The sequence below is a fragment of the Enterococcus sp. AZ089 genome (genome assembly GCF_050547225.1).
Taxonomy (GTDB): Bacteria; Bacillota; Bacilli; order Lactobacillales; family Enterococcaceae; genus Enterococcus_D; species Enterococcus_D entomosocium.
Genome location: NZ_CP172954.1, coordinates 494799 through 515648, shown reverse-complemented (window position 1 = coordinate 515648; position 20850 = coordinate 494799). Strand labels below are relative to the sequence as shown.

The 20850-nt window shown below is 44.6% G+C and carries 19 protein-coding genes; 6 read left to right on the top strand and 13 right to left on the bottom strand.

The window, feature by feature from the left end:
• Nucleotides 1-273: 273 nt before the first annotated feature.
• The 8 genes from IGJ01_RS02405 to IGJ01_RS02370 all read right to left on the bottom strand — a co-directional run bounded on the left by IGJ01_RS02405 (nt 274) and on the right by IGJ01_RS02370 (nt 7233).
• Nucleotides 274-765 (bottom strand): NUDIX hydrolase, encoded by a 492-nt coding sequence (locus IGJ01_RS02405; protein ID WP_005232154.1) that lies wholly within the window; start codon nt 763-765, stop codon nt 274-276.
• Between the two features lie 139 nt (nt 766-904).
• Complete coding sequence (locus tag IGJ01_RS02400; protein ID WP_005232156.1) at nt 905-1423, bottom strand: GrdB-related putative oxidoreductase; 519 nt, start codon at nt 1421-1423, stop codon at nt 905-907.
• A 17-nt stretch (nt 1424-1440) separates the two neighbouring features.
• Nucleotides 1441-2796: a PTS cellobiose transporter subunit IIC gene (gene celB, locus IGJ01_RS02395; protein ID WP_034872054.1), complete on the bottom strand. Its 1356-nt coding sequence runs from the start codon at nt 2794-2796 to the stop codon at nt 1441-1443.
• Between the two features lie 68 nt (nt 2797-2864).
• Nucleotides 2865-3197, bottom strand: coding sequence for a PTS sugar transporter subunit IIB (locus IGJ01_RS02390; RefSeq protein ID WP_005227348.1), 333 nt, complete (start codon nt 3195-3197; stop codon nt 2865-2867).
• Between the two features lie 39 nt (nt 3198-3236).
• Complete coding sequence (locus tag IGJ01_RS02385) at nt 3237-4184, bottom strand: N(4)-(beta-N-acetylglucosaminyl)-L-asparaginase (protein ID WP_086299062.1); 948 nt, start codon at nt 4182-4184, stop codon at nt 3237-3239.
• Between the two features lie 124 nt (nt 4185-4308).
• The gene (locus IGJ01_RS02380; RefSeq protein WP_430601360.1) at nt 4309-5610 is read right to left on the bottom strand and encodes a Sapep family Mn(2+)-dependent dipeptidase; all 1302 of its coding nucleotides are present in this window, start codon (nt 5608-5610) and stop codon (nt 4309-4311) included.
• A gap of 25 nt (nt 5611-5635) precedes the next feature.
• Nucleotides 5636-6364 (bottom strand): GntR family transcriptional regulator, LSA1692 subfamily, encoded by a 729-nt coding sequence (locus tag IGJ01_RS02375; RefSeq protein WP_016611378.1) that lies wholly within the window; start codon nt 6362-6364, stop codon nt 5636-5638.
• 26 nt (nt 6365-6390) lie between these two features.
• Nucleotides 6391-7233 (bottom strand): YitT family protein, encoded by an 843-nt coding sequence (locus IGJ01_RS02370; protein WP_430601359.1) that lies wholly within the window; start codon nt 7231-7233, stop codon nt 6391-6393.
• A 247-nt stretch (nt 7234-7480) separates the two neighbouring features.
• Between IGJ01_RS02370 and IGJ01_RS02365 the strand changes: the two genes are divergently transcribed.
• The gene (locus IGJ01_RS02365; RefSeq protein WP_005227339.1) at nt 7481-7912 is read left to right on the top strand and encodes an Hsp20/alpha crystallin family protein; all 432 of its coding nucleotides are present in this window, start codon (nt 7481-7483) and stop codon (nt 7910-7912) included.
• A 131-nt stretch (nt 7913-8043) separates the two neighbouring features.
• Here IGJ01_RS02365 and yajC read toward each other — a convergent pair whose 3' ends face one another.
• Nucleotides 8044-8385: a preprotein translocase subunit YajC gene (yajC, locus tag IGJ01_RS02360; RefSeq protein WP_005232170.1), complete on the bottom strand. Its 342-nt coding sequence runs from the start codon at nt 8383-8385 to the stop codon at nt 8044-8046.
• A gap of 82 nt (nt 8386-8467) precedes the next feature.
• Entirely contained in the window at nt 8468-9613 is a 1146-nt protein-coding gene (gene tgt / locus IGJ01_RS02355; protein ID WP_005227333.1) for a tRNA guanosine(34) transglycosylase Tgt, read from the bottom strand.
• Nucleotides 9614-9811: 198 nt separating this feature from the next.
• Here tgt and IGJ01_RS02350 point away from each other — a divergent pair, with 198 nt between their 5' ends.
• Nucleotides 9812-10522, top strand: a complete 711-nt coding sequence (locus tag IGJ01_RS02350) for a DUF975 family protein (RefSeq protein WP_005227331.1) — start codon at nt 9812-9814, stop codon at nt 10520-10522.
• A 450-nt stretch (nt 10523-10972) separates the two neighbouring features.
• On the opposite strand, the gene queA is transcribed toward IGJ01_RS02350, so the two are convergent.
• On the bottom strand, nt 10973-12004 hold the full coding sequence (queA, locus tag IGJ01_RS02345; protein WP_008376077.1) for a tRNA preQ1(34) S-adenosylmethionine ribosyltransferase-isomerase QueA: 1032 nt from the start codon (nt 12002-12004) through the stop codon (nt 10973-10975).
• A gap of 352 nt (nt 12005-12356) precedes the next feature.
• On the opposite strand from queA, the gene IGJ01_RS02340 reads away from it, so the two are divergent.
• The 4 genes from IGJ01_RS02340 to IGJ01_RS02325 are packed head-to-tail and all read left to right on the top strand — an operon-like array spanning nt 12357 to nt 15758.
• Nucleotides 12357-13532 carry a betaine/proline/choline family ABC transporter ATP-binding protein gene (locus IGJ01_RS02340; protein ID WP_008376079.1) on the top strand — a complete coding sequence of 392 codons (1176 nt, stop codon included), beginning with the start codon at nt 12357-12359 and terminating at the stop codon, nt 13530-13532.
• A 3-nt stretch (nt 13533-13535) separates the two neighbouring features.
• Nucleotides 13536-14171 (top strand): ABC transporter permease, encoded by a 636-nt coding sequence (locus IGJ01_RS02335; RefSeq protein WP_005227319.1) that lies wholly within the window; start codon nt 13536-13538, stop codon nt 14169-14171.
• Nucleotides 14171-15091, top strand: a complete 921-nt coding sequence (locus tag IGJ01_RS02330) for an osmoprotectant ABC transporter substrate-binding protein (protein WP_008376082.1) — start codon at nt 14171-14173, stop codon at nt 15089-15091. Before IGJ01_RS02335 ends, IGJ01_RS02330 begins: the two co-directional genes overlap by 1 nt.
• Nucleotides 15092-15095: 4 nt before the next feature.
• Complete coding sequence (locus IGJ01_RS02325) at nt 15096-15758, top strand: ABC transporter permease (RefSeq protein ID WP_005227316.1); 663 nt, start codon at nt 15096-15098, stop codon at nt 15756-15758.
• Between the two features lie 130 nt (nt 15759-15888).
• On the opposite strand, the gene IGJ01_RS02320 is transcribed toward IGJ01_RS02325, so the two are convergent.
• Entirely contained in the window at nt 15889-18720 is a 2832-nt protein-coding gene (locus IGJ01_RS02320; protein ID WP_430601358.1) for an endo-beta-N-acetylglucosaminidase, read from the bottom strand.
• A gap of 176 nt (nt 18721-18896) precedes the next feature.
• Nucleotides 18897-20837, bottom strand: a complete 1941-nt coding sequence (locus IGJ01_RS02315) for a glycoside hydrolase family 127 protein (protein WP_430601357.1) — start codon at nt 20835-20837, stop codon at nt 18897-18899.
• Between the last annotated feature and the right edge of the window lie 13 nt (nt 20838-20850).

The following is a 20850-nucleotide window of genomic DNA, read 5'->3' as shown; positions in this document are numbered from 1 at the left end:
GTTAACTACTTCACATACAAATCATACAACATCTTTTTTTGTTTGTAAATAGTTTTTGTGATTTTTTTCACAGTTTTATTAAACTCCCTTTAAATTAAGCGTTTTCAAGAGCTTTTAAGGAAAAGAAGTGGACAAAAGTTTCGGTTTTTATTAAGAAAAATGTCATGTGCTAAGTTGAACAATGGAGGGATTTACGAAAACACCTTATCCCTACTAAATATGATCATCTGCTCTTTTCACTTTTTCTGTCAAACGTCATATGATCTGAAAGGATTATTCATAAGAAGGGTCCTCTAATACATCCCATTTCATTAGGCGTTGGCTTCTTGCCGTAAATGCCTTCTGTTTAAACACCTCACAAGCTTTTATTACAAGAGGTGATGCATTTTGTTCATTTAGCTGCTCGATGGGGAAAAAAACTGCTCCCAATGAATCTTGGCCTGTAAATTGAGGAACATTCTTCTCAAGACTTCCAACGGTTGTTTGAATCTCATAAAAGACACAGATGTGATTATTCATAGATGTTCCTTGATAGTGCCAGGGGTAAAGAAAATTAATTGCCCCTAATTGATGATAGCTAGTGACGGTCATGCCGGTTTCTTCTTTAAATTCTCGGCACAGCGTGTCTTCCAGCAATTCACCTGCCTCCATGCTGCCGCCTGGCAAATCATAGCGGTTTTGATAAGGTCCCGCCTTCTTTTTGATGACGGCCAAGCAGTTGCCTTGAAACAAAATTCCATATACTCCAAATGCGGTATGGTACAACCGAATCCCTCCTAACTTGTATCTATTCTACGTAAATCAAAACAAATCATCAACAGGCTTAGTCGATTTATGTCTTACATCGAACATGCTTGGCTTGATTCATAAAAAAACGACCAGCCAGCGCTGATCGTCTTTCTCTTTAAAACAAATCTTCTTGGTCTGCTTCTGTTAGAGGCTTCCCGTGGGCAAGCTGGGAAACAACATGCGCCATCTTTTTGTAGGAATCATTCAATCCGATTCCGCCTTTTTTCGGCATCTTCAAGATATAGATATCTTTGGCATAGATTGCCACTGCTGGGTTTTCCTCTGACATCGCTGCAGCCCCTGGAATTCCTTGTGCATTGAATACTTTCGTCAATCCTGCTGCCATTTCGCCAAAATTAGGATAATGCATCGCAGGTCCGCAAAGAACGGCATCGGCGTCAAATTTTTTAGCAAACCCCACAAATTTTTTATTCACTTCTTCTTGATGCTCGTGATAATATTGGTCACCACAATAAAGCGTTGCAACGATTTGTGCGTCTTGCTCTTGAAAAAGTGGATTCAAGGTTCGACCTGGACCAAGGGCAGCTTTTTTGCCGCTTGGCGGCAACTGAGCATTTTCATCACTTCCCATCCCTGCAGTGACATGATTGAGAATCAAAATTATTTTTTTCATGAGCGGTGCCTCTTTTCTTACAGATCATCAAAATCGAAATCATCAAAATTGATTTCCTCTTCTTCTTGTTCAACGGCATCCGCTTCTTCTTTTAGATATTGATTATCTAAGACTTTGATAAACGGGTAATAAATAGCCATTCCTAAGAGGATCAACAAGACTTGTAACACGGCCGCTTGCCAACCACTGACTAAGAAACCAGAAATAATCGGTGGCGTGGTCCATGGCAGCTGAATTCCATTGGTATAGTTGACTAACCCAAGATCCATACAGAAGTAAGAGATAATAATATTGATCGTTGGCACTAAAGCAAAAGGAATCAGCAGAACTGGATTCAAGACGATTGGTAACCCAAAGATGATTGGTTCATTGATCCCGAAAATACCTGGGATTAACGATAACTGTGATAGTTTTTTGACCCTTTGGCTTTTACAGACTAAGATCATGACTAAAATCAAAGATAATGTCGAACCGCCCCCGCCAAAGGTCGCGAACATGTCTTGAAATTGACCGGTGATGATGTTAGGAATTTCTGCGCCATTCTTGAAAGCATCTAAGTTTTCAATAGATAATGCCCGTAAGATAGGGTTGAAGACGGCACCGACCACACTGGAACCATTGATCCCAAAGAACCAGAAAAAATGCAAAAATAGGTAAGCTATGATCATGGCACCTAAAGTATTTCCTAAACTTAACAACGGTGTCTGTAAGAACTTAAAGAGGATCTCTTGGAGATTGCCATAAGACGTCAAGTTGGCTAACCAGTTGGCGATCATAAAAACCGTCACGATCACAAAACTAGGAATCAATGCCTCAAAGGATTTCACCACGGTTGGGGGAACACCGTCAGGCATTTTGATCGTCCACCCTTTGCGTAATAACGCAACGAACATTCTGGTGGAAATCAAGGCAACGACCATCCCTAAGAACAAACCGCTGGAACCCATCCACCGTAATGGCAGGCTGCCAACTTCATACACTTCCGTAGAGCCTTCTGGTGTGAAAACGGTCGTAAATGGTGTCACGATAAAAAAAGAAACGAGTGAAATAATGGCTGCTTGCATGGCATCAACTTTAAACTGTTTTGCCAAACTATACCCGATCCCACCAACGGCTAAAATCGTCATAATGTCAAAGCTGGCTGTTGCTGGCATATTCAACATCGTTGCCCAGTTGTCTCCCAGCAAACTGCTCATCATCTCGTTCCAATTTGGAATCGGAAAATTGGTCAAGACTAAAAAGAGTGAACCCACGATCAACAACGGTGTGGATAATAAGAAACCATCACGAATCGCAATCAAATATTTGTTTTCACCAATCGTCTTTGCCATCGGTGTTAACACTTTTTCTAACCAGTTTAAAAATTTCTGCATTTTTCTTCCTCCCATCTGCGTGCTATCTGGCAGATAACACGTAGTCCCCTGTTACTCCAACACTTTTATTACTTTGCTTTGGCTTTTTTGATCAAGCTTAAGGCATCTTTCAATGCTCGTTCGCCATCCATCATGCCGTATGCTTCTGTTGCGATCGTGCCGACTGGAATCCCCATTGGCTCGAAAGTTGCTTTCATTTTGCTATCTAAGTGTCGTACTTGTGGACCTAACAAAATAGCAACTGGTTTTTCTTGTTCGACTTTTTCTTCTGCATGGATTGCAGGGAATGCTTCGATCGTCAAAGGCATGTTGTGCTTTTTGACGACTTCCATCATTTTATTGACCATGATACTCGTTGACATTCCAGCTTCACAAAACAAATAGATTTTTTTCGTTGCCATATCCATTCCTCCAATGTTTGTTTTTCTCAATCGCGGTTGTTAGACCGGCGCTTTGATTCGTTCTTCATACGCTTCCAACCATTCTTTCGTAATAGGCTCGATCATGGTTGTCTGCTCAGGTCCTGGCGTTGCCATAAAAATAGCTGGCGCTTGATTGGTGGTTGCGACACTAAAGGTAAATTCTACATTGGTTGCCACGCCCCAGCGCCCCTGTTTATCTAAGGCGATCAGCGAGAAGGCGCCGGCTTTGCCATAGCGCTTCTTCAATCGCGCTTCAAAGTCGTAAACGGCTTGATCACATGCTTCTTGCGGTGCTAGCCCTTCTCCCATCAAACGGACGATTTCGTAGGAAAGGCAGCCTTTCATCAAGTCTTCCCCTAACCCTGTGGCAGCGGCACCGCCGATTTCACTATCCACATAAAAACCAGAACCAGATAAAGGTGAATCGCCGACACGACCGCTTTTTTTCATAAATAAACCAGAACTAGAGGTTCCTGCTGCCATGCTTTGGTGTTCATCTAGCGCAACTACTCCCACTGTATCGTGGCCGTCATAGGGATCGAGGTTGTTGGCAGCGATCTCTGCTTTGCGCTTTTCCCAAATGGTTTTGGCTCGCGGTGTCAGCATCGCTTTGGGCTGGAATCCTTCGGCAAGCGCATAAGCGACCGCTCCTTGGCCGATCCGAAAACTATTGAATTTTTCCTCACTTAGGCGGCGTGCCACGGAAATAGGATTTTCCACATCGACGATCCCAGCGACGGCACCAATTTTGAAGGTATCACCATCCATGAAGGCAGCGTCCATTTCCAACACGCCTTCTTCGTTGGGCAGCCCGCCATACCCCACCGATTTATAAAATGGATAATCTTCCACTGCTTTAATGGCTGTTTCTACTGCATCTTGGCAGGAGCCTTGTTGTTCTAATAGTGATTTAGCAGCGAGCACGCCATCGTGTGCCATCCGCCATGTAGCAATCATTCCCCACATAAATATCCCTCCATTTTTCATAGCGCTTTCAAGTATATTCTATACGGTATATACTACTATGTCTATACTAAAAAAAGAGTTTCTCAAAAAAATTGGAAAAACTCTTCTTCGTTCGCGTCTTCGCTTATTTTGTCAGTGCTTGTAAGCTGCGCAGATAAATTTCAAGATTCATCCGTAGATCGGCAACCGCCATGTACTCATCTTGGTTATGAGCGATCCCTTTTTGCCCTGGAAAAGACGGACCGAAAGCAAGGATATTTGGCATCTTGCGGGCATAGGTTGCTCCTGTAGTGGTCACGGGGGTTGGATCATTGCCCGTTACTTGTTGATAGATCGTCGATAGCGTTTGGATTTCGGGGGCATCTTTTGATCGGCAGAACCCCGGAATGCTGCGAAGGATCGTAAGGCTTGCCCCTTCTGGCAATGCCTTTTGCACCCCAGCGAGTACTTGTTCCTCCGTTACCGATACAGGATAGCGAAAGGCCACTTCTAACGCTAGTCCACTGGCGGATTTTTGGAGAACCACAGGGGTCAAGATCAACTTTCCTGAATCAGCATCTTCTAGTACCAAATCAACGCCTTCGCCATAGTGCTGCTGGTGAAAACTTTGGGCGATCCACTGCAAAGCTGCTTGCAAGGACGGTGTCGCCGCTAGTTGCGGTGCTGCTTGCTGGGCAAGCTTTGTAATGGCATTGTCCCCTAGCTCAGGGGCATTGCTAGGGGAGCGTTTGCCTAGTGCTTCAAAGGACTGGCTGCCTATGGTTACCGATAGGTGGTCTGGCACATGATCGCGGAATTGATCGCCAGAAAACGCCGCTAACAGCTGCTGTTCTTGGGCGGGCAACGGAAAATCAAGTTGCACATTGACGACACCTCGTTCGCCGTAAACCACTGGGTACTTGCAGTCTGGCGTAAAACCAAAACGCGGTGGCTGCTCAGCCGCTAGATAATGCGGGATATCCGACATACCGCTTTCTTCATCTGTACCGAAAATGATCCGCAGCGGTAATTGCGGTTGATGACCAAGGTCTTTCAACAATTTCATGGCAAACAAACAGCTGATGATTGGGCCTTTGTTGTCTAAAATCCCTCGGCCATAAAAGTTGCCGTCCTTTTCAGTTAGTGCAAACGGTGGATAGCTCCAGCCAGAACCTGCCGGCACGACATCCAAGTGTCCTAACACACCGATATAGTCGGTATCCGTTGGTCCCCAATGGGCATAGCCGATTGCATCATCAATGACCGTTGTTTGAAACCCGTATGCTGCGCTTTTTTCCATGACGTATGCTAACACTTCTCGTGGTCCCTTGCCATAAGGCGCATGGGGCGCCGGCTCACCTTTGACGCTTGCAATCTGCATCACTTCGCTCAAAAGCGTGAGAAATTCTGACCAATTGGCTTCAATACTTGCTGTGAGTGGATCCACTGTCTTCACCTCTAAAGGATTGATTTTATTTTTGACGAACTAATGTATTTTTGAAGGTATATTTGTCTGCTCGGTAATAGGATGTATCGTATAAGATCGGTTTGGCTGATGCGGAATAGGTCATCGAATGGACCAAAAGCATCGGTTCCTCTTGAGGCACCTGTAAAAGTTTCGCAATATCGGCAGGACTTTTCACAGCTTCCACCTCTTGATGGGAATAACCAATCTCGATGTTGGCTTCAATGACTTGATATAAAGACGACTCTAATTGAGCTTTCGTGAGTTCTGCGGTGCCTTCTTGCAGATAGCGTTTCAGTACGTAAAGATTTTCCACCGTCATCGGCTCATCATCAAAGTAACGCAAGCGCACCAAATAAACGATCGGTTCCTTGGCGTAATCACCAAACAACTGACCAATCTCTATCGGGAGCTCTTTGACGGTTTCGATATGCAGAACTTCCGTACGGGTCTTTTTCCCTTGGACCTTTGCAGTTTCAGTAAAACTTTGAAGGCCGCCGGAGCCGCTTTGGATCTTGGGCTGTTTCATGACATAGGTTCCTTTGCCTTTTTCTTTCACCAACAAATTCTGGCCAATCAATAGATCGATGGCTTTGCGCACCGTTAAACGGCTGCACTGAAATTCCTCTGCTAAATCATAATCGGAAGGAAGTTTTTGGCTCGTCACGTACGTACCTTCATGAACCCGTTGCGCAATCTGCTGGGCAACTTCTTGAAATACTGCTTGTTTTTTCAACGTCTCTCCTACTTTCTTTCACTTTGCTACCATTCATAAAACGATCGATTGGCACTGACGCCAGAAGAAACACTGACAAACGCTTGTTCATCGATTCCTTGGATCATGCCTTCGACGGTCTTGAGTTCTCTATGGGAAATGACAAGTAATAATAGTTTTTTCTGTTGATGATCAAATCCACCTTCGACATCTTTGATGACCGTGATGCCTCGCTGCAAGGCACATTGCAGCGTCGTAATGACGGGTTCTGCTTTTTCTGTAACGACCAGCAGCTGCACACGCCGCTGCTTCAGGTTGACGTAGTCGACCATCCGCCCACTGATGAAGAAGGAAATGGCACTATAAAAAGCATAGGGCCAGCCAAAGATCAGCCCGGCTGCTAGCTGCAAACTGACATTGAAGCCGATAAAGAAACTGCCGATACTTCTACCAGTGGCTTTTTTCACTAAAATCCCTAAAATATCAAGCCCACCCGTTGAAAAATCGTCGTTCAATGTCAAGCCCACCGACACCCCGTGCAGCAATCCGCCGAACACGGCACAGATCACCGGATCGGTCGTTAAAGCAATGACCGGTACCACCTTCATCATAACAGAAGACAGGACGACGGTACAAACCGTCATGATGGTAAATTCTCGATCGATTTTGACCCAAGCAACCGCTAACAATGGCGCATTAAAAAAAAGCACCAAAAGCGGGATCGAAAGCTGCAGATTCAACTGCTCGTCTAAAAGCTGCGACAACAATTGCGACAAACCAGTGATCCCACTCGCATAAATATTTCCCGGCAGCCAAAAGAGATTTAAAGCAATCGACGACAACAATGCATAGATCAAAGCAACAAGCATTCGTTTTCTATAACGTGCCATGTTTTTCCTCCTCCACTTCGCTTTTAGTATATATCATTAAGTATATACTGTCACGCGAAAAAAGCAGGAGAAATGAAGGCAGAAATGGAAACAAAGCAATGTAAAAAAACGCCAAAATCAAGGAGTAAAACGTTGGTATAAAAGGTTTTTTAAGATTTTTTTAAAGCGAGTAAATCACTTGAAATTCGCTAAAAAATGAATAAAATAAAAAGTGTAAAAACAAAAGAATAAAGAAAGGATGATTCTTATGACACATGAGATTGTGCCACGCCGCTCAGATTCATACAGTATGACACCTTTTGATTTCTTTGAAGATTTTGGCCGCAGTTTTTTTGATGGGTTTCCATCGAACCTGATCAAAACCGATATTCACGAGAATGACAAGGAATTTCTCGTTGAAGCAGAACTGCCTGGCATCCCTAAGGAAAATATTCAAGTAACCTATGAGAATGGGGTTTTAACGATTACGGGACAACACCAGACGGATCATGCGACCGAAGATGAAAAAGGACGTCTGGTTCGCAGCGAGCGCAGCTTGACAAGCGTTCGGCGACAATACCTGTTAGAAAACGTCAAAGAGGATGAAATCAAAGCCTCTTACGCTGAAGGAATTTTGAAATTGACGTTGCCAAAAGATCAAGGCAAACAAGCGTCAAAGAAACTGATTCCGATCGAGTAGCGAAGGCAATCAAAACACTGCAGCAAAACGAGCGATCTCTGTTTTGCTGCGGTGCTTGTTTTATTTTAGAAACTGTCCGACTACTAAAAAAACGCACCATCGCTTCTGAGAAAGCGACGGTGCGTTTGTGCTTATTCTTTGGTTTCGTCTTGGATGCTCGTTGCGTCTTCGACATCAGCCGGTTCGATTTGTGTCTCAACGGATGCAACAGTTCCAGGTTTCACTGTGCGGATCGCTGAACGATCAAACTCTAAGAAAATTCCTTCACAGTCGATGATCACGGTGCTTTTTTCTGTGTTGACTTCAGAAAGAACGCCGTGGAGTCCGCCGATGGTTACGACTTCATCGCCAGCTTTCATATTTTCTAAAAGATTTTTACGCTCTTGCTGTTGTTTCTTTTGTGAACGACTCATAAAGAACCACATTGCCACTAAAGCAACCAGCATAAAGAGCATTGGTAAAGATTGTGCCATTTTTTTCACCTCGATTTATTTTCTTTCTATAAGTTACTTTATCAGAATTCCTCTATTATTCCCACCATTTTAGTAGAGAATGTTAGAAATTCCTCGCATTTTCCTTGTTGAACCCATACTCTTCAATAAAATGCTCACGGAACTCCAACAAGTTGTCGTCCATGATGGCTTGACGGACATTTTTCATCAGATTCAATAAGAAGTAGACATTGTGGTAAGACGTCAAACGCATACCAAAGGTTTCATCACATTTGATCAAGTGGCGGATGTACGCACGAGAATAGTTTTTACATGTATAGCAATCACACTTCTCGTCAATTGGTCGAAAGTCACGGGCATATTGCGCATTTTTCACGACTAAACGACCTTTTGAAGTCATACAGGTACCGTTTCTTGCGATCCGTGTTGGTAAAACGCAGTCGAACATATCGACACCGCGAATCACGCCATCGATCAAGGAGTCGGCTGCCCCAACGCCCATTAGGTAACGTGGTTTATTTTCTGGAATCCAAGGGGTCGTAAATTCCAACACGCGATTCATTTCCGCTTTTGGTTCGCCAACTGACAGGCCGCCGATAGAATACCCTGGGAAGTCCATACTAATCAAGTCTTGGGCACTTTGCTTGCGCAAGTCTTCAAAGCCTGCACCTTGAATGATCCCAAACAAGCCTTGACGATCTGGATTGGCATGAGCTTTCAAGCCACGTTCTGCCCAGCGAGACGTCCGTTCCACCGATTTTTTGACGTAGTCATAGCTTTCATCAAATGGCGGACACTCATCAAAACTCATCATGATATCTGATCCTAATTTGTTTTGGATATCAATCGCTTTTTCAGGAGATAAAAACATTTTCGACCCATTCAAATGGTTTTTGAAATGGACACCTTCTTCGACGATGTTGCGCATTTCGGCTAATGAAAAGACTTGGAAACCACCTGAATCTGTTAAGATCGGTTGATCCCAATTCATAAATTTATGTAAGCCGCCTGCTTCTGCAACAATGTCTTCTCCTGGACGCAACCACAAGTGATAGGTATTGCTTAAAATGACGCCTGCACCCATTTCTTTCAACTCTTCAGGGGCAAGGGTTTTAACCGTTGCTAATGTGCCGACTGGCATGAACATTGGCGTTGGAAAGGTTCCGTGAGGCGTGATCAGTTCGCCTAAACGGGCACCGGTATGCTTTTCTTTCTTTATCAGACGATAACGAATGGCTGGTTCCGTCATTCATTTCCCTACTTTCTCTCTAAACTCAATTAACTGTGCAACGCTATCTATGATAAGGGTTGCCCTTACATTTTGCAAGGAAGTTTAAAGAAACTAAGAGTATTTTCTCCTAGTTATGCGAAACATCTATTACTTTTTTTTGAAGATTTAGCGAAAGTTTGCTATCATGTTATTTATATTGAAGGGAGGTTTTTTGAAATGAAATCAAATAGAGAACTAAAAGCAGAAGCAAAAGCAATCCTGAGAGGCCGCTGGAAAGACAGTGTTTTGATGTGTATTGTACCGACTTTGATCTCGATCGCTATCGCACTCGTCATTATCGTTCTTGCTGTTATTCCATTGTATCAAAGCGGTATGTTTAATGATCTTGGTTCCACTGACGCAGTCAATTCCGCAGGAGGAAGTGGCAGCGGCAGTGGTGGCGGTTTGATCAGCGGTCTATTTTCTGCCTTATTCGGTGCTGGGATCTCTTGGACTTTCCTTGACATTTTACGCGGTAAGAAGCAATCGATCCAGCCTTTTTCTGATGTCTTTCGCGGCTTCAGTGGCGCTTTCGTGTTAGGGATCATCGTCATCTATATTCTGTCGACTATTTTCACGACGTTGTGGACGTTCCTGTTTATCATTCCTGGGATCATTAAAGCTTATTCTTATTCTCAAGCATATTTTGTCTTTTATGATACCTATGAAGAAACGGGCATGCGGCCAGATTTTCTCAGCTGCATCACAGGTAGCCGTCATTTAATGAAAGGCTACAAAGGTCAACTGTTCATCCTTGATCTGAGCTTCATCGGCTGGCACATTTTGGCCATCATGACAGCAGGAATTGGCTACTTATGGTTGACGCCATACATCAGTGCAACCAAAGCAGCATTCTATGACAATCTGCCTAAACGAGCACTTGCTTAAAAGATCGGTTCGCCGGTCTTTTTTTTTGAAGAAAAGAATCGTTTTCTTTTGCAAACGCTTCCTTTTCGTGTTATAGTATAAGTGTAAGGAAGGTAGCAACTCTGTTGGTGGTTTTCGTAAATATCGCAAACTCAATCTACTAAAAGTTGTTGAACGTACAAGTTTCACCTAGTACCAAACGTGTAAAGTAACAAGAAGAAAAACGTAACAAGGATCGAACATTTCCATATCGAAAAATGATACGTCTCATTTTGTATCGGAATACACGAAACATGTGTAAGTTTGTAAATGAAAACAAATTTTCGAGAAACATTGCTTTGCATGGACCACAAAAAGCGACCACCACTTATACCTTCCTCTAGTAGTAAGCTGGGCGACAAAAAAAGCAGTTCTAAAAGTTGAGAAATTGATTCAACTTAAAGAGCCGCTTACGTCGCTCAGTTTTTTTGTTTATTTTAAGAACATCGCATCGCCAAAGCTAAAGAAGCGATATCGCTCATCGATGGCATGCTGGTAGGCAGAAAGTGTTAGGTCGCGTCCTGCAAAGGCACTGACTAACATCACTAAGGTTGATTTTGGTAGGTGGAAGTTGGTAGAAAAAGCTTCCACGATTTTAAACTGATAGCCTGGCGTGATAAAAATACTCGTCCACCCACTATCGGCTTTGATTTGCCCATCAAACTTGGTCCCAATGGTTTCTAATGTACGGATCGAAGTCGTTCCGACTGCAACGATCTTGCCACCATTTGCCCGAACCTCGTTCAATTGTGCGGCAGCTTCTTCTGTCAAACGGTAAAATTCGCTGTGCATCTCATGATCAGCGATATTATCGACACTGACTGGACGAAACGTTCCTAAACCAACGTGCAAAGTCAGATAAACCAGCTTGACGCCTTTCGCTGCAATCTGCTCTAGCAATTCTGGGGTAAAATGCAAGCCGGCAGTTGGTGCGGCCGCTGAGCCGTTTTCTTTGGCATAAACCGTTTGATAGCGGTCTGGGTCTTCTAGCCGTTCTTTGATGTAAGGCGGTAACGGCATTTCGCCAAGCGATTCCAGAATCTCTAAAAAGATTCCTTTGTATTGAAAACGAATGATCCGGCCGCCGTGATCGAGCTCTTCTTCCACCACTGCCTCTAATCGTCCGTCGCCGAAGGTGATCTTCGTGCCGACTTTGGCTCTTTTGGCTGGCTTGATCAAGGTTTCCCACGTATCCCCTTCAATATTGTTCAGTAAAAGGATTTCCAGATGGGCACCTGTTTCTTGTTTTTCGCCATAGATACGAGCTGGTAATACCCGCGTATCATTCATCACCAAGGCATCCCCTGGTTCCAATTCATCAATGATGTTATAGAAGTGCTTGTCCTCAAATTTGCCAGTCTCGCGGTCAACCACTAATAAACGGGAACTTGAGCGATCACTTAATGGCGTTTGAGCGATCAGTTCTTCCGGTAAGTCAAAATCAAAATCTTCAGTTGTAAGCATGTTGTTCCTCTCTTTCCCTAAATTCTTCTCTATTCTAGCATGTTTTTATAAAAATTGAAAAAACAGCTTTTAATTCTGCCCTTTCTTAGAAAAAAATAAAGAGACTGCTGCTAAGGCCTTCAGCAAAAAAGCACCCCTTTTCCCAATGAAAAATAACGACATATTTTCGCTGCTTCTTTTCTCTATGCATCGCTCCTTAATTTGGACTTGCTTATGGCGCTATTTTCGTTTTTGTCTATACAATTATGAAAAAAATGGGCAGATTATTTGAATAACACGTGACTTTTCGGCATACTTAGTACAGATTATAAGCCATTATTCAGATTGCTTAAATAAAAATAGAGGTGACATCATGATTGAGTTTCAGCAGGTATCCAAAATTTACAAAGGTGGTAAAGTCGCTGTTGAAGATGTGAATCTTTCCTTTGAAAAAGGCGAATTCATTTGCTTCATCGGGACAAGTGGTAGCGGAAAGACGACTTGTATGCGGATGATCAACCGTATGACGGATCCTTCTAAAGGAAAAATCTTGATCAATGGAAAAAGCGTTACAGAGATCAACCCAGTGGAGTTACGCCGTCAAATCGGCTATGTGATCCAAAGCATCGGTTTGATGCCTCACATGACGATTCGGGAAAACATCACATTGGTTCAAAAATTGTTAAAAGTCAGCCAAGAAGAACGCAACAAAACTGCCGAGCGCATGATCGACTTAGTGGAATTGCCACGAGAAATGCTCGACCGTTACCCCAACGAATTGTCTGGAGGGCAACAGCAACGGATCGGTGTTGTCCGTGCCTTGGCAGCTGACCAAGATGTCATTTTAATGGATGAGCCTTTTGGCGCACTAGACCCAATCACTCGTGACTCCTTACAAGATTTGGTTAAAGACTTGCAAGAACGGCTTGGAAAAACCGTCGTCTTCGTTACCCATGATATGGACGAAGCATTGAAGCTTGCTAGCCGTATCGTGATCATGAGTGAAGGAAAAGTCATTCAATTTGATACACCAGAAAATATTCTGCAACACCCAGCAACACCGTTTGTGGAAGAATTGATCGGTGAAGACCGCTTGTTACAAGCAAAACCTGACACGACGCCAGTCAAAGACGTAATGTTAAATACCCCGATCGCTATCACACCAGAAAAATCCATACAAGAAGCGATTCACTTGATGCGGGAAAAACGGGTCGATACCTTGCTTGTTACCGACAATAGCAACGTGCTAAAAGGCTACATCGATGTCGAATCCATCGACCGCAACCGTGGCAAAGTTACTAGTGTCGGCGATATCTTGAACAAAGATGTCTTTTTCGTTCGCGAAACCGCCTTGTTGCGGGATACCTTGCAACGCATCTTAAAACGCGGCTTAAAATATGTCCCAGTAGTAGATGCCGACAAACATTTAGTTGGGATTTTGACCCGTGCTTCCTTAGTTGATATCGTTTATGACGTGATTTGGGGCGATGAGCCATCGATCATGGAAGCCATTGAGTCGGCGAAACCTGAAGAAACTGAGGAGGTCTAGCGCATGCAAAGCTTCTTTAATGAATATGGCGGCCAATTGGTCACCAAAAGTCTTGAACATTTGTATATTTCCTTTGCGGCTTTGCTCTTAGGGATTCTTGTTGCCGTACCGATCGGTGTGATCTTGACCCGTTTCCCCAAAGCAGCAACGATCGTGATCGGCATCACCAGTGCGTTGCAAACCGTGCCTTCTTTGGCACTATTGGCATTGATGATCCCGATTTTAGGTGTCGGAAAAGTCCCTGCTATCGTCGCTCTTTTCATTTATTCCTTGTTGCCGATTTTGCGAAATACCTACATTGGAATGAAAAAAGTCGATTGGAATTACCGCGATGTTGCCAAAGGGATGGGGATGACCAACTTGCAGTCGATCATCAGTGTGGAATTACCTCTAGCGATCCCAACGATCATGGCAGGGATCCGCTTATCGGCCGTGTATGTTTTAGCCTGGGCTACCTTGGCTTCTTACATCGGTGCCGGTGGACTTGGTGATTTGATCTTTAGCGGACTAAACAACTACCAACCGCCTTTGATTTTTGCTGGGACGATTCCAGTGACGATCTTTGCTTTATTAGCTGACTGGTTACTGGGTTTGTTAGAAAACAAACTGACACCAGCTGCCTTAAGGGGGGATGCGTAATGAAAAAAACTTCAAAATTAGCGCTGTTGTTTTCCTTAAGTGTCGCTTTACTGTCTGGCTGTTCCTTTCCCGGTTTAGCATCGACTTCTGATGAGAATACCGTGGCGATCACAGGCGGGATCACTTCCGAAGCCCAAATTCTTGGCGCGGTGGTTGCCGGTATGGTCGAACACTATACGGATAAAAACACAACCGTCATTAACAACTTAGCAACAACGACCATCAATCACCAAGCGATGATGAATGGCGATGCGTCGATCTCAGCTGCCCGCTACACAGGAACTGACTTGACCACTACGTTAGGGTTGGAACCAGAATCTGATCCGCAAGCCGCCTTTGACAAAGTCAAATCAGAATTTGAGAAACGATACCAACAGACTTGGTTCCCATCTTACGGCTTTGATAACACATATGTCTTTCTTGTCAGGAAAGACACTGCTGAAAAATACGGATTGGAAAAAGTCAGTGACTTGAAAGATGTCGCAGATCAATTGGTCGCAGGGGTCGATACCGCGTGGATCACACGGGTCGGCGATGGGTACGATGGCTTCCAGGAAGCCTATGGATTCTCTTTCCAAAATATCCTACCGATGCAGATCGGTCTCGTCTATGATGCTGTTGATAACGGAAAAATGGATATCGTTTTAGGGTACTCAACCGACGGCCGGATCGGCAGTTACGATCTCGTGATGCTAGAAGATGATCTAAACTTCTTCCCGCCTTATGATGCCGCACCGATCGTCGATGACAAATTATTGAAAGAAACACCTGAAATCGGCGATGCCCTGAACAAATTAGCAGGCAAAATTGATACCGAAAAAATGCAAGAATTGAATTACCAAGTGGATAATGACCTTCTAGAACCAACGGTAGTTGCCGAACGTTTCTTAGAAGAAAATAATTACTTCGAAGGAGAGTGACGAAATGGCAGACATGAATTTATTCCAACAATTTCTTTTCTATTTTCAAGAAAATGGCGGCTATGTTTTTGCCCAGTTCATTCGTCACTTCTTGATTTCAATCTACGGGGTACTTTTTGCCTCAATCGTCGGGATTCCAATCGGGATCTTGATTTCTAAAAAAATGCGTTTGGCAGATTGGGTGATTCGTTTCGCCAATATCATCCAGACGATTCCATCTTTAGCGATGATCTCGATTTTAATGATCGGCATGGGCTTAGGTGTGAATGTCGTGATTTTAACGATTTTCCTTTATTCTTTGTTACCGATCATCAAAAATACCTATACCGGCATGCGCCAAGTCGACCGCAATACGTTAGATGTCGGCAAAGGGATGGGGATGACTAGCTGGCAACGATTGTATATGATCGAATTGCCATTGTCTGTTTCGGTGATCATGGCAGGGATTCGAAACGCCTTAGTCGTGGCGATCGGTATCACCGCTATTGGGGCTTTCGTTGGTGCTGGTGGACTGGGGGACATCATCATCCGTGGAACCAATGCGACGGATGGTGCATCGATCATCTTAGCCGGTGCTTTACCAACTGCCTTGATGGCGATCATTACGGATCTTGGATTGAGCTTTATTGAACGCCGCTTAGATCCAGCCAGCCGTACGTCACGCTAAACTTATTTGCAAAAAGCAAAAGCCGTTGTGACCATTTATTGGTCGCAACGGCTTTTTGGGTTTGGTCATTTTTCAGAAAAGCATGCTTCAGACGCTTCCCTTCTTAGGTTTAACGCCCTGCTCTTTTTCGCTATTTATCCATTCCGTATACTTCGACTTCATAGATTCGGGCTGCCGAATCTGCTCCTTGTGTTGGTTTATCGATACTGATTTTTACATATTGCACCTTCTGGACGGCAAACGTATTGGTGCTATTGCCGGCTTCATTTTTCAACGTTCGTGAAACTGGCTCATAGTCTTTGCCATCTTCACTGACGAGCACCGTATACGCCCGCGTATTCATGTCTGGACCTTCTCCACCAGCCTCCGCATGAGCGAGGCGTACTTCACTGACCGTTTGTGGCCGACCGAGATCGATCATCAACTCATGAGGCGCATTGCCTGTCGCACACCACTTCGTACTCAAATCACCATCGAGGGCAAAAGCCGGTGCTTCGGCATCATTGACAAACGATGAAGCAGTTGCTTCGGCATCTTTTGAAAGCAGCAGCAACTCTTTCGGCGCATCAGCAGAAATCGTGATCAATCCCGCCATTTCCAGAGGGGTCTCTCCTGCTTCGTTTTTGGCAACAAGCGTGACTTTGTAGGTACCTGGTTCCGAATAGGTCACTTGGGGATTTTCTTCTGTACTGCTGGTGATATCTCCGCCTTCAAACGTCCATTCAAATGCTTCAGCATTCGCAGATGAGGTATTCGTGAAGGTGATCGTTTCCCCCGGTGCCGCTAAGGTTTTAGAGGCTGTAAAGGCTGCTTTTGGCAACTGATTGTTCGGCCAAGTGATCTCCACCGTATCGGATAACTTGCCACGATTGCCATAGCGATCCACTGCCACCACCGCGAACTTGGTTTTCGTTCCTTTTGGACGTTCAACGGCATTCAAATAGTGGTTGGTTGCTGGCGTAGCTGCTAAGAAAGAGCGTGAACCGTCATCGTTCAATTGGTAGATCTCATAAACCGCAGCTGTCGTGTCCTTGGCAGCTTCCCACGTTAAACGGACACCCGCATAGTTGCCCTCTTCCTCATCAAAGAGCACATCCTCAACCGTCAATGCTTCGGCAGCGAATTTCTCCGCTTTCTGATCTCCGATCGTTAATTGCCCTAAATTCAATTCATAGACATCACTGGTTTCTTTCGTGGTTATGTCATAACCGATCGCTGTCACTTCCCCTTTGATGTCTTTCAATGAGTAAGTGATCGTCGTCCAGTCTGTTGCGACCTCTTTGTCTCCTTTGATCGTTTGTGTTGAACCATCGGCTAAGGTCACGACCAAATCAAGAGCTGTCGGTACCGTTGCTTTGACAGTCGTCGTCAGCTTCGTCTTTTTCGTCACAGGAAATGCTGTCTGATACAATGCCATGTGACTGGTACTGCCTTTTGTCATCTGTCCACGTAGTTTCAGTGCATTTCCGCCATTATAGGCATCCGCATAATTGATTGATACAGCCAAATCATTGTCTTTTCCATGGTCAAAGACCCAACGATAGGTCGGCAAAATAGCTTGCAAGCTTCGGTTGTTCCAATTGCGGCTGGACACTTTTTCTCCCTCGATAAAATAGTTGTAGCCATTCCCCAAACTAAAATTCGTCACAAAAGGCAGCTCTGTGATAGCGGTCTGTTCCAGGGCATAGGTGGAGATCCCAGGCCACTCTGTCGCTTCTGGCAGCTGGCTTTCCCGAGGATCGCCCGTGTTATTGACCCAAAAAGCATTCTCTTTGCTTTGGAAATCATCCGGCGTACTAGCAGAAGAATAGGTCCAGCTAGGCACATACAGGCCCAATGAGGTATAAGGAACGCCTTTTTCATCCGTAAACAGATCCCAGCGTACAGGCGTTGAATAGCCATTTTCTTGTACATCGATCCCAGCAAAAAGATCGTAAGGATCGACGCCGATTTCACGGGCTTTTTCATTGGAGGCCTTCAACAGCTCTTTGTCCGCCAGTTTGTCAGTGGTCCACCAGAAATTCAAGAACATACTATCTGCCAATGGGTTCATCTCTGCATCCACCAAATAGGCTTTGTTCTTATCCGTCAAAGCGTTTTGCCAATCCATTTTCCCATCACTCGTCATGGAATCATACCACATGATCTCTAAATGCTCGTCGGCTTGTTCTTTGAATTGGGCGATCAATTCTTGCATCGCTTTGGCGTGGCTTTCATTTAGTCCTTTACCATCAGCCCCCGATTGTTCGACACCTTCCGCTGCATCATCAAAACTAGTGACCGCCGTATCGGTTTCTTGATTGATGAACCAGCCATCAAAGCCATACGTATTGGCAACTTCGATCATTTTTTCTACGATCGGAAAATTGCCGTCCTCATCCTTAGCTAAAAACGTATCTAGCCATTCCAACTTCCCACCATGGGCAGTTTGTGGAAAGAAGATCGTTCCTAAAACCGGCACGCCATTCCTATGAGCAGCATCCGTTACATCAGGACTTGGTGGTACGATAATCCCTTCGCCAGAAGAGCCGCCCCAATAAACCAATTGATCGATGTATTGCCAATAAGAAAAGACATTGGCATCAAAGGTATTGATCCCTCGTGGTGCATTGCCGCTCGTACTGCTATTCATGATCGAAAGCGCTACGACTTTGGTTTCTGCCGTTTGCGTGTCATTTATCTTCGGCAACGTCTCTTTAGCTGCCCGCTGCGCTAATGGAACGACGCTGGTATTGTATTTCGCATCTGGATCTTTTTCAAAAGACCATGCCAACAAATCCTCTGGGAACCAATAAGACGACTCCGGCTGATTGTCCATCGCTTTTTCCAACGTACTTTTGGCTGTTTCCTGGTAAACGACTTTTCCAGTTGTCTTCGCCTCACTTTGGGTGCAGCCGCCGATTGCCGTTGCCGCTGCCAACACCAACAAAGATGCGCCAACTTTACTGATTTTCCTTGTCACACTTCTTCCTCCTTGTTTTACATAAACCCGCCAACATTCCTACACTAAAACGATAACGCTTTCAAAGGTAGGAATATAGGAACAAATTAAAGAAATCATGCAACAAATCCAAGAAGGTTGAGTTTAGAAAAAAAAAGAGCCTCCTTTTTGGGAAGCTCTTTGGCCCTGCTTACTTCTTACTCCTTTCCAACGAGCGGCAGCCAAACGCGCATTTCGCCTATGCCCCGATTGCCCCATAAATGGTATGGGATCAGTTGCCACGTACGAGGTATGACCGTTTCCGCTCGTTCTTCGTAAAGGGTTGTTCCCGACCATTCTTCGCTTTGGTAGCCTTTGATCGCCAAACGTAAAGTAGTTGGCAACAACGTATCCTCTTTCGCAAAGGTCGCCTCCAGCGCCTGTGGGTCGATGCGGCAACGCCAGAGTGCTTGACCATTGTCGGCTTCTTCTATGCAATACACGAAGGGGCCACGTTGCAATACGACTTGATTGATGTCTTGAATAACTTGAGGATTCGCACGCAAGATTTGCAATGGTTGTTCAAAACGGATATTGGCCGTCACGTTTTCGACTGCCTCAAAGATGATTGCCTCGTTCGTCTCCTGCCATTCGTGTTCACTATCGATTTGAAACTTACTTAGTCCGTTAGGTTTGTGGATGATGAGCGTCTTTGGAATGCCTTGATAGCGAATCGTGAGGTCCTCTGTAAAAGGAAACCCGCCCGTTTGTTCAAACGTAAATTGATCAGGTTCTTCTAAACGGCTTGCTACAAATAAATTCACGTAAAGCTTCTCTTGATCGCAAGTGTAAACCAAGCGCTGCAGCGATGCGACCATCCGTGCAAAATTGGGCGGACAACACGCACAACCGAGCCAATCGGGTCGTTGGGCTTTGACGTGACCTTTGCCAGGATTTTCTTGATCTCGTTGGGGATTGACCTCCAAAGGATTCACGTAGAAAAAGTGTTTGCCGTCAATTGCCGCACCAGAAAGGACGCTATTATACAACGCTCGTTCCATCGTCGCTAAATATTTTGGTTCCTTGGTTAGTTTGAACAGCTCAAAAGAAAATTGGACCAATGCAATAGCTGCACAGGTTTCACAATACATCGTATCATTTGGCAAATCATAGGGACCGACAAAGGCTTCCCCGTGAACGGTTGAGCCGACGCCACCGGTCACATACATTTTCTTACAGGCGATGTCTTCCCAAATCGCTTCGCAAGCATCGATTAATGCTTGATCTTGGGTATGCTGGGCGACTTTTGCCATCCCGCTTGCCATATACAGCATTCGTACCGCATGACCTTTGGCTTCATGCTGCTTTTTAGGTTGATCGTAGGCTTGTAAATAGGTGAGATCTACCCTTGGCGTTTCATCTGATAAGCCATCTGCTTGGTTTTTCAAGATTTCTTTTTCGTAAAAGGCAGGATCTTCCCCACGTACTTCAAGAAAGAAATCAGCTAATGTCAAATAGGTTTGTTTACCGGTGTATTCATACAAACGCACCAGAGCCAATTCGATCTCTTGATGGCCATCAGCACCTTGAATTTTTCCAGGCTCCCGCCCAAAATACGTGCAAATATTGGCGATATTTTTCTCTGCCACGGTCAGTAATTTATCCTTGCCTGTTGCTTGATCATAAGCGATAGCCGCTTCGACTAGATGCCCGGCACAATAAAGTTCATGACTGAAATACAGCTGACGGTATTTTAACTTCGGTCGGGTCAATTGAAAGAAGGTATTTAAGTAGCCGTCCGCTTCTTGCGCAGCAGCAACTAAGTCAATCACTTCATCTACTGTCTTTTCCAATTGCGGATCGCTAGTATTCAACAAGCTATACCCAGCCGACTCGATCCATTTGTAGACATCACTATCTTGGAAAAACCAGCCAAAATGTTCCCCTTCCATTTGCCCTGCAGCGATGCGAAAATTCGCCAAGGCATGGCTTTTCCCAGCTGGCAAATTGGGATCTTCCCGTTCTGCTTGAACATCTACATCGATTTCATCATTTAGGACTTGGTATTGGTAAGGAATCGTTTCTTTGCGAACAAGCTCTTGGTATCCTTGCCAAAACTCGTCCGTGAGCTGGATCTTGTTTAATGCGAATTCTTTCATTTCGTTCTCCTAT

Bases quoted from the DNA above. Each gene is read 5' to 3' on its own strand.
- yajC (WP_005232170.1), bottom strand. From the start codon at position 8,385: ATGGCACAATCTTTACCAATGCTCTTTATGCTGGTTGCTTTAGTGGCA.
- IGJ01_RS02325 (WP_005227316.1), top strand. From the start codon at position 15,096: ATGGCAGACATGAATTTATTCCAACAATTTCTTTTCTATTTTCAAGAA.
- celB (WP_034872054.1), bottom strand. From the start codon at position 2,796: ATGCAGAAATTTTTAAACTGGTTAGAAAAAGTGTTAACACCGATGGCA.
- IGJ01_RS02330 (WP_008376082.1), top strand. From the start codon at position 14,171: ATGAAAAAAACTTCAAAATTAGCGCTGTTGTTTTCCTTAAGTGTCGCT.
- IGJ01_RS02335 (WP_005227319.1), top strand. From the start codon at position 13,536: ATGCAAAGCTTCTTTAATGAATATGGCGGCCAATTGGTCACCAAAAGT.
- IGJ01_RS02385 (WP_086299062.1), bottom strand. From the start codon at position 4,184: ATGTGGGGAATGATTGCTACATGGCGGATGGCACACGATGGCGTGCTC.
- IGJ01_RS02350 (WP_005227331.1), top strand. From the start codon at position 9,812: ATGAAATCAAATAGAGAACTAAAAGCAGAAGCAAAAGCAATCCTGAGA.
- queA (WP_008376077.1), bottom strand. From the start codon at position 12,004: ATGCTTACAACTGAAGATTTTGATTTTGACTTACCGGAAGAACTGATC.
- IGJ01_RS02400 (WP_005232156.1), bottom strand. From the start codon at position 1,423: ATGAAAAAAATAATTTTGATTCTCAATCATGTCACTGCAGGGATGGGA.
- IGJ01_RS02370 (WP_430601359.1), bottom strand. From the start codon at position 7,233: ATGGCACGTTATAGAAAACGAATGCTTGTTGCTTTGATCTATGCATTG.
- IGJ01_RS02365 (WP_005227339.1), top strand. From the start codon at position 7,481: ATGACACATGAGATTGTGCCACGCCGCTCAGATTCATACAGTATGACA.
- IGJ01_RS02390 (WP_005227348.1), bottom strand. From the start codon at position 3,197: ATGGCAACGAAAAAAATCTATTTGTTTTGTGAAGCTGGAATGTCAACG.
- IGJ01_RS02340 (WP_008376079.1), top strand. From the start codon at position 12,357: ATGATTGAGTTTCAGCAGGTATCCAAAATTTACAAAGGTGGTAAAGTC.
- IGJ01_RS02315 (WP_430601357.1), bottom strand. From the start codon at position 20,837: ATGAAAGAATTCGCATTAAACAAGATCCAGCTCACGGACGAGTTTTGG.
- tgt (WP_005227333.1), bottom strand. From the start codon at position 9,613: ATGACGGAACCAGCCATTCGTTATCGTCTGATAAAGAAAGAAAAGCAT.